Source organism: Sphingobium sp. 3R8, assembly GCF_020166615.1.
Taxonomy (GTDB): Bacteria; Pseudomonadota; Alphaproteobacteria; order Sphingomonadales; family Sphingomonadaceae; genus Sphingobium; species Sphingobium bisphenolicum.
This window is the reverse complement of the sequence record NZ_JAIQXR010000004.1, coordinates 187,156-199,464: the sequence shown is the minus strand read 5'-3', so window position 1 is coordinate 199,464 and position 12,309 is coordinate 187,156. Positions and strand designations below refer to the sequence as shown.

7 protein-coding genes, 1 tRNA gene and 1 pseudogene are annotated in these 12,309 nt (G+C 56.8%); 2 read left to right on the top strand and 7 right to left on the bottom strand.

Annotation, left to right across the window (positions count from 1 at the left end):
• Window positions 1-177 precede the first annotated feature (177 nt).
• Window positions 178-1,488, bottom strand: a complete 1,311-nt coding sequence (locus K9B33_RS05780; protein ID WP_224547342.1) for a hypothetical protein — start codon at window positions 1,486-1,488, stop codon at window positions 178-180.
• Window positions 1,489-1,681: 193 nt separating this feature from the next.
• Here K9B33_RS05780 and K9B33_RS05775 point away from each other — a divergent pair.
• A tRNA-Thr gene (locus tag K9B33_RS05775) sits at window positions 1,682-1,757 on the top strand.
• Window positions 1,758-1,803: 46 nt separating this feature from the next.
• Window positions 1,804-2,131 (top strand): annotated as a pseudogene (locus tag K9B33_RS05770) (integrase core domain-containing protein); the annotation flags it as partial.
• A gap of 298 nt (window positions 2,132-2,429) precedes the next feature.
• Here the strand turns inward: K9B33_RS05770 and K9B33_RS05765 are convergent.
• The 6 genes from K9B33_RS05765 to K9B33_RS05740 all read right to left on the bottom strand — a co-directional run bounded on the left by K9B33_RS05765 (window position 2,430) and on the right by K9B33_RS05740 (window position 12,296).
• Complete coding sequence (locus tag K9B33_RS05765) at window positions 2,430-4,208, bottom strand: glycosyltransferase (RefSeq protein ID WP_224547341.1); 1,779 nt, start codon at window positions 4,206-4,208, stop codon at window positions 2,430-2,432.
• A gap of 6 nt (window positions 4,209-4,214) precedes the next feature.
• On the bottom strand, window positions 4,215-6,485 hold the full coding sequence (locus K9B33_RS05760; RefSeq protein WP_224547340.1) for a glycosyltransferase: 2,271 nt from the start codon (window positions 6,483-6,485) through the stop codon (window positions 4,215-4,217).
• A gap of 195 nt (window positions 6,486-6,680) precedes the next feature.
• On the bottom strand, window positions 6,681-7,790 hold the full coding sequence (locus K9B33_RS05755; protein ID WP_224547339.1) for a hypothetical protein: 1,110 nt from the start codon (window positions 7,788-7,790) through the stop codon (window positions 6,681-6,683).
• A gap of 94 nt (window positions 7,791-7,884) precedes the next feature.
• Window positions 7,885-9,669 (bottom strand): glycosyltransferase, encoded by a 1,785-nt coding sequence (locus K9B33_RS05750; protein ID WP_224547337.1) that lies wholly within the window; start codon window positions 9,667-9,669, stop codon window positions 7,885-7,887.
• A gap of 62 nt (window positions 9,670-9,731) precedes the next feature.
• Window positions 9,732-10,853, bottom strand: coding sequence for a mannose-1-phosphate guanylyltransferase/mannose-6-phosphate isomerase (locus K9B33_RS05745; protein WP_224547335.1), 1,122 nt, complete (start codon window positions 10,851-10,853; stop codon window positions 9,732-9,734).
• A 432-nt stretch (window positions 10,854-11,285) separates the two neighbouring features.
• On the bottom strand, window positions 11,286-12,296 hold the full coding sequence (locus tag K9B33_RS05740) for a right-handed parallel beta-helix repeat-containing protein (protein ID WP_224547333.1): 1,011 nt from the start codon (window positions 12,294-12,296) through the stop codon (window positions 11,286-11,288).
• Window positions 12,297-12,309 lie beyond the last annotated feature (13 nt).

The window sequence follows — 12,309 nt, the reverse complement described above, 5'->3', positions numbered from 1 at the left end:
AAATTTCTGATTCTTGAAATTAAATGATGCAGCGCAATAAGGCCCGCGCGAAGCCCGCGGGACCTGCCATCGAGGCGACTATCGACCAGCCAGCGCCGCATGTCGAGCGTCGATGCGACGCCATTTGCGGCATTTTACCATGGATGCTGGAGGTGCCACAGCGGGAGATGCCGCGTGTCAGCGCGCGACGGCGCTGATTACCCGCTGGTTGAGGTCGCTATCCTCCGGAAGGGCGGCGACGATCGCCAGCGTCCCGTCGGCTTCGCGTCGGGCGATGACGACGGCCAGGCCGTCCGCATCGGTGGCGACCGCCACCGGATCGAGCGCCGCGGCCGCCTTGACCGCATCGCGCGCGATCCTGCGGCGATCGGGCTTGGCCGGCTTCTGCGACCGACGGAGCGCGCGCTCGTCGCGGACCAGGGCCTTGAGGCCCCCGGCATAGGCGGACAGATAGGCGGCGAGCGATCCGACGCTGAGCCGGGCCGCCAGCGCATGATCGAGCGCGGTAGCATATTCGGTGATGCGCGTCTTGTCGTAGGTAGCGCCGAAGACTAGCTTGATGACGGCGGTCATGGGGCTGCGTGCCTGCGCCTTGATGCCATAATCATGCAGCAGTTCGGCATAGTCGTCGGGGCGGATCTGCGCGACCTGGGCGAAGTCGTAGGACAGGCTGACGGCGCGATAGAGGGCGGCATGGCTGCGTGCTTCGCTGATGCGCACGCGTGCGGCGCCGTCGCGGGCGAGCGCCAGCCAGTCGGCGAGCGGCGCGTCCTCGGTCGGGCATTCCATGCCGGCCAGGTCGAGTGCGTCGTCCTCATCCTCTTCGATGTCGAACGCCAGGCTGTTGCTCTGCTGGTCGGCAGCCGGCCCGTCGGCCCAGATGGGGGCGGCGTCGCGCGCGGCAGGTGCGCTGCGCATCGCCTCATCGACCTCAAGTTCCAGCGCGTCGGACAGGCTGCGGCTGGCCAGTTCCTTCCAGTTGATGACACCGAACACGAAGTCGATCGTCTCGTCATCGGAGGAGAAGGGCATCAATATACCGCGATACATGATCTCCGCGCCGCGCTGATTGACGAATTCGGCTTCGAAGCCGATCGGCGCGGCATTGGCGATGATCTGCAGATAATGGTCTGTCAGGCGCGACAGCAGCGAGCGGGCCGGAACGTCATCGATATAGTCGATCGTGCCCTCGATCTCGCATTCCTGGCGCAGCGCGGTGCCTAGATAGACGATGGCGGGATTGTCGAGGCCGACGCTGAAGTCGAGCAGCACCGCATGCGGGCCGAAATCCTCAAGCTGGTCGGGATTGAGGTCCTCGATCGAGGGCAGGGTGCGATCGCCCAGCAGCGACGCCCAATAATTATAGGCGCGCACCTGCATACGCCGTTCGTCGGAGATGACGGCGGGCGGCGTTTCGATCAGCGCGTCGCCGGCATAGTCGAAATCGTCCTCGTCATTGGCGGCGTCGTGCCCCCGCAGCGTGTCCATCCGATCGTCCTACTTTCAGGTCAAAATACTATTCCGGGACTCGACAGTGGCATGGGATGGTAAATTTCGTGTAAACAGGGCTGGCGTGATCGGGACCGGACGAGGCGGTTGCGCCAGGGTCGGAAAAAAGGCTCTGCGGCGGGAAATGTCCGCTTGTCCTTCGTCCCGTCCGCTGTTATCTGCCCGCCCCGACGCCGCTTTAGCTCAGTTGGTAGAGCACATCATTCGTAATGATGGGGTCACGTGTTCGAGTCACGTAAGCGGCACCAGTCCTTCAGTAGGAAATCCCTGAAATTCCTGGCGAAAGTGCCTGTCAAGGCCATGGACCGGATCGCATCGATACGCGGTGCACCGCGGACCATACGGGTGGATAATGGCCCGGAGTTTATCTCCAAAGCGTTGGATCGCTGGACTTCTCGCGGCTCGCGGCCTGGCAAACCGACCGACAACGCTTTCGTGGAGTCCTTCAATGGCCGTTTCCGCGACGAATGCCTGAACACCCATTGGTTCTTCTCTGGCAGATGCCAGGAGCAGGATCGACGCGTGGAGACGGGATTATAACGAGTGCCGTCCGCACACCTCCCTGGGCTGGCTTACGCCAGCCGAATTTGCTTCATCTGCCGGGGTTAACCCCGGCAGATGAAGGCCGGAGGCTCACATAATACCCGGACACGAAAGGGGGACCCTCACTCGACCCTTGGCTATCTCAGCCCCATAGATTCCGAACGGGAAGCTGGTGTAGCATGATTGAGCCTATCTCGATGTCCGCCAAACCGGCAACAGGCCAATCCGTACAGGGTCGATCGACCTTGCGTTCTGATGGTCCGCAAACGGCTCTTTCCCGTACTTCCGGTACTCGCCCACTTTGAGTAGGCTGCGCTCCGGGTCACATAAAACCATCATTCTCGGCTCGCCATCTCCTCAATGTCGACCGGTCCCAGCTAAACTGCCGCAACGTCCGGACGCGCCGTCCCCCAAAGCAATTTTGCCTCATCGGAATCCAGCAACTCGGGAACCAGCCAGGCGCGATCGGGGCCGGTTGAACGAAGCTTGTCGAGATAGTGCCCCATCCCTTCTTCATCGGCATCACGCTTTAACGCGAGCCGATAGGCGGTCCGAATATATTCAGAAGGGCTGAGTTGCCTATCCTGCATCAGCAGCAGCAACTCCACTCCAATGGCGCCGCTTTCTTGGGAGGGTTCTTCGTCTGAAAGCGGAGACTGATCTTCGACATGCAATCTGACGGCGTCTTTGAAAAAGGCGCTTGATTGCAGCCGGGCAGGCGAAAGTCGGACCTCGGATGTGTTGGTCAGATGAGAGACCAGGTTTTCTGTCCCGAGTTCCGCCCACTCGGCCAGCCAATAATTGACGTCTTCCACCGACTGATCATGGTCAAATGGCAATTTCAGCAATGCTCGCATCGCTTCTGAACGCTTATGTTGGGCGGACCCGAAGCGGCTGGCGTAAAGGGTCGCCATCACGGCGCAATCCCAAGCATTTGGCTTGCTTCCGCCAGATGCCATGGAGGGCACCTGGGCGAGATTGGCTCGCGTGCTTTCGCCCCAACTGGCGGTTGGCTCCAGCAGTTGCGCAAATTGCACTTTCATGCGCGCAATATAGGCGTGCCGCTCATATGTTGCGGCGTGTATCTCGACTGACTCCTGCCAAGCGTCGATGGGGAGGCGACCAAGGTCGCACAAGACTTCCTGCGACAGAATGGCGTCGCAAAATCCAACCAACGCCTCCGTCAGTTGATCGACATTGCCTGCAGCATGGGTCAGGCTAAAACCGCCGCCGACCTCCCGCAACGCTCCGGCATCCGAACAAATGACGGGTGTTCCCGACAGCAAAGCCTCAACGACCGGCATACCGAAACCTTCATGCATAGAAGGCAGCACGAAGGCATCCGAGGTCAGATATAATTGCCGTATGTCAGCCCGGTCCAGGTCGAACGCAAAGCTCACCTTCACGTTCTTCGGGAGATTGGCAGCCAGCAGCTTTAGATTTTCGATATATCCCTTTTCGGAAAACTGTCTTTTGCCGGCCAAGGTGAGATGGATCGGATGCGCAATGCGACCGTCCACATTAATCAGCGCTTCAAGTAACTGATCGACGCCTTTGCTCGACGCGAAGCGTCCGCAATAGAGAAGTTTGATCGGATCATCGCCGTCGGGTATCGCTTTGAGATGCGGCGAGATCGACGGCTGATTAGGCCCGAACAGCGGAACGACCTCGATGTCCAAGTCCATGCCATAGCCAGCGAGCTGGCGTGCCGAAAAATCCGATGCTGCGAATATCTTGTCGGCGGTCAGGAAATTCCCAATCTGCTGGTAGGATTGATGAATCAACCATTCCGCAGAAGGCGCGCAAAATTGCGGCTGCGTCACATTGTGGAAATATATCGCCATTTTTGCATTGCGCCGGGCGGAATGCATGGCGTGATGAATGTCGTTAAATATTCCAAAGTGGAAATAATATATATCGCTCGTTTTGAAATGATCGTCGTTGATCACTTCATCCAATGTATTGGTGATGCAAACGCGCGTATCATTCAGGTCAGATTCCCGGCAGAATATTTTTACATCGAAATTCCTGCGCGTTTCGGCGGACAGCGCATCGATCGCTTCGATGTCTGCAAGGATGGTTTCACTAATCGCATCGCCTTTGTTGACGATGCCCGAAATAATCGAAATGCGCGGAATATAATTATTGTACAGCATCGCGGCTCACCCTTGAGAAGAGGCTGGCGTGGTGGGTTTCAGCAGACTCAGCAGTTCCCCAAGCGTCTGATCGATGACGATTTCATTTTCATAGACCTGCAGAAACCGTTTGCGCGCCGCCTTGCCGATGCGCGTTCGCAGCGACTTGTCCATGACTAGCCGTTCCAGCTCTGCCTGAATGGCGGCACTGCTTTCCCGGGCGCAAAGTATGCCGGTCACTTCATTTTCGATGATGTCGCGCGCGCCGCCAATATCCAGTGCGACGACAGGCAACCCATAACGCATGGCTTCGATAAAGATGATGCCAAAGGACTCGTAACGCGACGGCACGCAGAAAATGTCGGCGTCATGATATAGGTCCGGCAAAGCCGCGTTCGGCAATTCGCCGTGAAACACCACATTGGTCTGGCCGGGATATATCCGCTCGAATTGCGTTCGCAAGCTGCGGTCGGGATCATCGGCATGACCATCCCGTCCGACTATGTCCACCTGAACATCGCCATGCTTGCGAACCAGACGAGCAACCGCCTCCAGGAAAAGATCGGTCCCCTTCCTCTTTTCGAGCCGGCTGACGTACAGAATTTTCACCCCGCCATCCCTTGTCGGGGCCTTCCGGGCTGGAGCAATTTCTGCGGACATGGACGGCGCGTCCTCGACGCCGTGGGGGGCATGAACGATCCTGACATCCGGTCCGACCTGAAAATCGTCACGAAGATGCTCTGCAGACGAACTGCTGTTCGCGTGAAACAGCCTGGCTGATCCGACATACAGATTTTCCAGCATCGTAAGCTCCTCGATCGTCGCCCGCGCCAGATTGCGGAACTCGATATCAGCGAAGCGACGAAAGGTCGTGTTCATGGAAACCACGGTGGTGAGGCGGCGGTCGAGTACGCAATAAAGCCCCTCCTGATCCCACACCGGCGCCACGACGAGGTCAATATAGCGATCTTGTCGCAAGCGCAGAACCTCGGCATGAGCCGCCTTGGCCCAGCCGATATTCAGTTTCGCAGCGCCTGATTCCAGATGGCCGAACACGTCCGCGACGTCGGAATCGATTCCATCATTCTGCAAGGCGTCTTTTGAGATATGACGGATCCACAGCCCGTCATGAAACTCCACCGATGAAGGGCCGTCCGTCAGCGTGATCAGGTGCGTTTCATGCCCGAGCCGGGCGAAACCGAGCGACAGATCCCAGATGTAACGCGCTATCCCGCCACCGCCCTTGCGGAAGTTGCCCCGAGAGATGAACACAAAGGTTTTGCGTCCGCCAGCAGGTTTTTGCGTCGGGAATGGCAATAATGCTTCGGGCTTCGCAGGCGTGATCTCCACCGATTTGCGGCTTTGTTTCAGCGCACGCTCCTTGCCATCATGCAGGCCGCGTTCCACATCCCGCATGAAGGAATCATATTCCTTGCGGGTTATGCCGCCATGATCCAGCTGCCAGCGCGCACCGTCCCGCAATTCCTGCAGCCAGTCGTCGCATTGCGTAAGATAGTCGCTCAGCGATCCCCCGTTGCGTCGCCAATCGGACAAGCAGACATAATATTTATTTTTCACGACGGGATAGGGATGAGTCAGGAGTCGCCGCTCATCGCGCGTGATGCCTGGCGCAAACTGGTGATGAACCGACGCGCCTTCATTCAGGAAGCGAATCTTCCGTCCGGTTTCTGAAATCCGTCGGCACACCTCCGACTCGTCCAGAAAATATTCAATTTCCTCATCAAATCCGCCAATTTCCATCAACGCTTCCCGGCTGAAGGAACTGGAAGCACCCAGAATATGCGGGATCGTGTGCGCCCCAGCGAATTCGAACCCCCACAAGGGCGGCCGCGCTTCGAAGTTGGGGTTATAATATTTGTCGATGAGGAACGGGTTCATCTGCCACCGAAAACCGGTATGATCGTATACGCGCGTCCCTACGCCGCCAACCGCATCATCTTTATATCCCGCGACAATGTTGGCGATCCAATCCGGTTCGGAGAAGGCGTCATCATCCAGGAAAAGGACCAGCTCCCCCGATGAGAGGTTTATACCAATATTCCGAGATTTCGAGAGATTTGCTTCGTCCAATTCACCGATAACGATGCGGCCGGAATATTTGTCGAGCACATCTGTCGTGTGATCCGTGGATGGGCCGTTAACTACTACGACTTCGAAGTTGGAATAGTTTTGCTGCTCTAGAGACTTAAGGGATTTTTCCAGCAACGTCGCACGATTTAGCGTAGAAATCACAACGCTGACCGATACTTCAGCGGTATGCAACTGTGGATTGGACATTGAAATCCCCGAGATTAGGACATTTTTGGACATGGCTGTGGGAGATTTTTGATTAATCGATCTTCCCCAACGACCGACTTACGACCCTGATTCGACGTTCATGTTACTCTTAACTGTATTGAATCGGTTGTCGAGTTGTCATTGGCTGGGCGCTTCGACGCTTCGATATGGGGCGAGGGATGCCTTTTCATGGTCTCAGTCGAGGCGCTCGACCCCCAATTCCTTCGCCAGCAATCGGAGCACAGGCGATGCCTTACCCGAAGTCGATCGCCACTGCGGAGCATTGGGATATCCCACAGGATGCTGTTCTTCGGGTAGAAGAAAATAATAGAAAGACGGTTCAAAGGAAAATATTGTTGCTCGTCCTTCCAGCCCGCGTTTCATCCACTGGATGATTACGGATGAGGGGCAGCTTTTCTGATTGGCGCAGGTCCAGGATTGATCGGACAGGCCGAGCGCGTGGACAGTATGCCCGACCGCTGGTCGATATCGCTTTAACCAGCTTTGCCAGGCGCTGTCATTGGTTCGTGCCGCTTCGCCGGGCAGGTTGTTGGCGAATTGCAGGACGAGAAGGTCGCTATAGCGCCCCGAAGCCAGAAGCGTGGCCAGTTGCTCTTCTTGCGCGGTCGTCCCTTGATCCCACTTCCAGTCGGACCAGAGGATCATCATCCGATGGCGTCTGGCAAATTCGAAAAATGGCCTGATCTTCGACGGTTGCAGAATGTTCCGCTGACGTAGATTGCGTTGGAAGTGATCGCACCAGTCAACCCGGTTCGGCCCGGACCTGCTATCAAGGCACGCCTTAACCGTAAAATCCACCGCAGCTACTTCATGGAAGCGAATGCCAGCGAAATACGGCCCGATCAACGGATCGCGCTTTATCTGCTCCAATGCTTTCAAGGAGATGGCGAGCCCTTCATGCGGGATCGCATCGGCGCGCACGCGCGTGCCAATATTCCCGATGGCTATCACATCCGAAGAATAGACGTCGAGGATGAACCGCATCCGATGCCGTGCCGTCGCGGCCAGCACGCGCTTGAGTCTGTCCGTCCGTGCCGTCAATGGCGAATAGAGGGCATAGACCTTGTATTTCGTTTCGAAACTCTGGACCGTGTCTAGTGCCCGATCCAATCCGCCCAAATCCAGATTCTCGATTATGCCGTTGGGCATCCCCTGGTCGAGATTGAAGATGAGAGAAACGCTTTTCGGCTTCTCTTGCGTTGCTCCATTGGACGATGAGACCATGCTCAATGCCATCAAGGCGAGCAGGAACCGCCCATAATATCTGTGCATGAGGCTCTTCATCTCCATGTCCCATATGTCGGCGAGTGCCGTCGCATGGCGGTCATGGCAAATGCACCGTCAAACAAACCGTTGATCGACGCAGTGCGAGGCATCGTCATGGGGTCTCTGCCAACAGCGCCTTCCATGCCGCGCCAACGATGTGTGGGCTGTAATGCGCCGTGATGTGGGAATGTGCCGTCCGCCCCAGCGTTTCGCGCCAATCGGCATCCTCCACCATCCGGACCATTGATTGGGCGGCGCGCCGTAGGTCAGGCTCCGCCCAGCGCTGTCCACGGCCGAAGGGATAGTCGCCATCCTTGAGCGACCGAAGTCCGACGGGCACCAGCGCTGCATTATCAAAATTCGTGAAATCCATATTGCCCGAATGCGCGCTGACGATCACCGGCTTCTTCAGCATCATCATCTCTGCGATGTTGCGCCCGAAGCCTTCGCTGCGATGGAGCGATATAAAGGCGTCGGCCGCGCGATAGAGATCCAGCAAAGATGGGCGAGATAGGGACGCGGTGATCAGATATATGCGCTGATCCGCCGCCGCGATCCTTTCGATTTCCGCCCAGGCGGCGTCGTTGGCCACCCGCAGTCCCTTCAGCACCAGTCCGACCTTGGCATCGGCATTGGGGAAGGCATGTTGGAACGCCTGGATGCACCCCAACGGATTCTTGCGCGCAAAGGATGACAGTCCGTCGAAGGCATGAAGAAACAGGAAGCGATCGTTCGGCAGGCCAAAATCCGTTCGGGTTTTCCCCTCGCCGTCGGAAACCGACACGGCCATGGGTACGTGGCGGACCGGAATGGGTGACGATCGTGCGTATGCCGCATAGCTATAATGGCTGGTCGCCCAGATTTCGTCGACCGTTTGATAGGCATGTGACCAGAAGGGTGGCCACTCCTCCAGCTCCCACGGCCACATCCCGATATAGCGCCGGCTACCATCTCCCAGGGCGCGATCGTTAATGACCGAGGTGACCGTCGTCATGCCGGTCATGCAAAACAGGTTTACCGAATAAGGCAGCTCTTTCGAATAGGCATCCCGTAGCTGGCTATCGTCCTCTTCCATATGCGCGCCAGGGGCGACATTGTAGATCGAGAAGGGAATGTCCGCGCTCGTCAAGGATAGCGCGGCCATGCGTATATCCTCGCTCAAGCCCGACCGGCTGAGCGCATGGCCGATCAGGTTGACCCCCCACGGGCGAGGCATGACGCGATTGCGGGGCGGTATGCCGATGTCGATCCACTTATGCGCAAGTATGGGATAGTCTCTTGCGCCAGAGGTGCGGCACCAGAGCAGAAAAGCGGGGTCTTCGGCAGACCCATAGGCTGCGCGCAACTGGGGATCATTTTCCCAGATCAGATGATGGAGACGTGATGCATTCCCCGTCTCTTCCCTTTTCGAAAGAAGCGCGTCGGCCTGCTGCTGCGTCAGGAATTCGTCGAGGTAGAAATCGGTTAGCCCCTTGGTAAAATACCAGGCCAATAGTTGCGCCTGGCCCTCGGGTGTTTTCCGCGGCGGAAAAGCAATATCGCTGCGTTTGCGCATCTCCCACATCAGCCAGGTCACAGGCAGATAGGTATGTTGTGGAAGCCTGGCGATGGGCGTGTTCAGCAAAGGCGCCATGGCGAGGCTGTCCGCATCTCCTCGCAGGCCCAGCTCCCGATACGCATGGAACAGGTACCAGATGAACAGTCCCTCGCGCCCCGCTGTGCGGTCCAGGTCGAAACTAGCCTGAAGATCGGGGCGCTGGCGCCAGATCATCAGGAGGCGGGGAACCAGGGCCGCACGGCGTGGCAGGCGCTTGCGCCTCATCAGCGCCGCCATCGGCCGATAAACGGGCCTCGGGTGGTTTTGCATAAGGTGCATTGTCCGGCTCACACGCACCATATCATCCCTATGCCATGTCCCGGAGGTCGAGATGCGTGCATTTCGGCGTCATCATGCCTTCATCATAGCGACGGGGCAGGATCGGAGGCATTGAAATGGCCGTACTTCACCAATTCGACCACCTTCTTGACGTCTTGCGATCGGCTGCGGGGCATCACCAATATACCGCTGGCGGTCGACACGACAATCATGTCTTCTAAACCCAGCGCCGCGATCGGGGGACCGTCTTCGACGTAGAGAAGATTGCGCTGCGCATCCACGGTCAACGCGGCGCCCTTGATACAATTGCCATTCTCGTCCCGGTCGCGGACCGCCCATAGAGCTTCCCAGGACCCGACATCCGACCATCCCATTTCAACGGGAACCACGACCGCCTTCTGTGTCTTTTCCATGACCGCATAATCGATCGACAGATCAGGCGATGACAGGAATGCAGATGCTTCGGGATAAACCAGCGGATTTTCCCTGCGCGCATTCGACAGCGCTTCGGTGCACGCGCGAAGCACTTCAGGAGCCCATTGCCGAAGCTCTTCAATATAGCTGCGAGCAGAGAGCAGGAAAATGCCCCCGTTCCAGTGATATCCCCCGTCCGCAACAAATGTTTCCGCTACCGCCAGAGTAGGCTTTTCAACGAATTTCGCCACTTCATACACGCCCGGCATCCCAGGAAGCGGGGCGCCTTGTGCGATATATCCATAACCGGTTTCGGCATGAGCGGCGTGTATCCCGAATACGACAAGTTGCCCATCAGCCGCGGCAGGCAGTGCAAGGGCTATGGCCCGCCGGAACGAGTCGACATCGGCGATGACATGATCCGAAGGCATGACCAGCATGAGCGCATCGTCCTGCTGTTCCAGCAGCCACAGAGCCGGCAAGGTGATCGCGGCCGCTGTGTTTCGGCCGGCGGGCTCCAGGAAAACCGCGCTCGGCGGCATATCCATATCACGCATCTGTTCGATGACCGTGTCGGCATGTCCAGCGCTGGAAACAATGATCGGCTCGGCAAAGCCTTCATGAGCGGGCAAGCGCAACGCCGTATCCTGCATCATCGTCTTGTCGGTGATAAGCGGGATGAACTGCTTGGGACGTTTTGATTGCGATAACGGCCAAAGCCGCGTGCCAGATCCACCGGAAAGAATAACGGGATGAATGGCAATGTGACTGTCGACCGGCTGCTCTGGCACTGTAATCCTCCGATTGCACAAAAGCTTTTGACCGATACGCCCCCTATTGCAAGCCCTAGTTTTTGGGGCAAAATTGTTTCATTCCCGAACATTGATGGCCGTAACGAGAGCCGTCGCGCGGCGGTTATGCTGGGTCAGTGCCATGCCGGACCGGCGGCGCGTGGGGGCCTTTTGCAGTGGGTTGAGGCATGGCGGAAGTGCTTGAGGTGAAAGCGGATCCGTCCGCGATAGCGATGCTTGTCATATTGGATGGATCGCTGGGATTGCGCCTGTTGGTGAGGGCAGGGGACGTCGCTTGATCGCCTAATGTCCAGTGGCGTTTGGCGTCTGGCCGTGATCGGCGCTGCCGCATTGGTGAATAGGAGCCTCCACGCTCCGGCGTTGCAGCGCATCATCACAAAGTGGAAGCCAGTATCTTGGTTTGAATGCCAATCAGTTGATACGCTCAAGCAGGGTCTGTTTGCCCGAAAGACGAGGGGAGAATGAGGCTTCGCAATGCTGTTGCGCCGCTGGGCCGACGGTGCGGACTGTCGACGGGGCCGCGAGGGTGGGGTCGGTTGACTTGACACGCGAACGCAAGACGCTGTTGCCCTTGGAAGGACATTCTGTTGTAGCGCAGCCTTCACGGCCCTTCACGCAATAAGAATCGACTGCGAGAGCAAATCCAGACTGATTTATGAATGTATTATCAGAGACGATATTGTTGTTTGAAGCATCTCTGAATTTGATTTGATCGCCGCAACCTTTTTCGAATATGTTGTTTTCAATCCTGTTGTTTGATGACATGGATCTTAAATATATTGAATGCATGCCTCGGCAGCTATTTACATTCTCGATATTGAAAAAATAATTATTTGAAATAATGTTATTTCTCGAATTTACTAAAATAATGGCGCTAAAGCTTTTCCCAGGATTATTGCCGAAAACGCCGATATTTCTAAAAGACATATTACGAACTATATTTCCACCATTCCACTTGGCTGCGTTTTGCTTGCTGCCATAGAAAATAATGGCTTGGCGGTAATTTCTCACCGTTATATTTTCTATTATAACATTACTGGGTCTGCCATATTGTGCTTTTATGCTTAGCCAGCTTTTTGGAAGTGAACTCGGCGCGACCATGCTGCCATCAAAAATGGTTTGATCCGGGGTCTTTCCGCTGCCGGCTATGACAATCTGTCGGATACTGGGGGCAAAAGGATCGAGTACGACGGTTTCGTTGCGATACACGCCCGGTGCAACCGCAATCCGGACTTCGGCTTCGCCTCGATAGCGGCGACGAAATTCCGCAATGCCGGCCGCAAGAGTGGAGATCGCGCTGCCCGGCGCAACACGGATCGTCAATGATTGAGGGGAAGAGGCTGCCACTGCCGTTGTCGAGCCCAAAAATACGACGGATAACATCATCAGGCCAAGGCAGATCAGGCGTGAATTAAAAGGCATGTGATCTGTCCTC

Excerpts from the sequence above, each read along its gene's own strand:
- K9B33_RS05780 (WP_224547342.1), bottom strand. The coding sequence starts at position 1,488 with ATGGACACGCTGCGGGGGCACGACGCCGCCAATGACGAGGACGATTTC.
- K9B33_RS05765 (WP_224547341.1), bottom strand. The coding sequence starts at position 4,208 with ATGCTGTACAATAATTATATTCCGCGCATTTCGATTATTTCGGGCATC.
- K9B33_RS05760 (WP_224547340.1), bottom strand. The coding sequence starts at position 6,485 with ATGTCCAATCCACAGTTGCATACCGCTGAAGTATCGGTCAGCGTTGTG.
- K9B33_RS05755 (WP_224547339.1), bottom strand. The coding sequence starts at position 7,790 with ATGAAGAGCCTCATGCACAGATATTATGGGCGGTTCCTGCTCGCCTTG.
- K9B33_RS05750 (WP_224547337.1), bottom strand. The coding sequence starts at position 9,669 with ATGGTGCGTGTGAGCCGGACAATGCACCTTATGCAAAACCACCCGAGG.
- K9B33_RS05740 (WP_224547333.1), bottom strand. The coding sequence starts at position 12,296 with ATGCCTTTTAATTCACGCCTGATCTGCCTTGGCCTGATGATGTTATCC.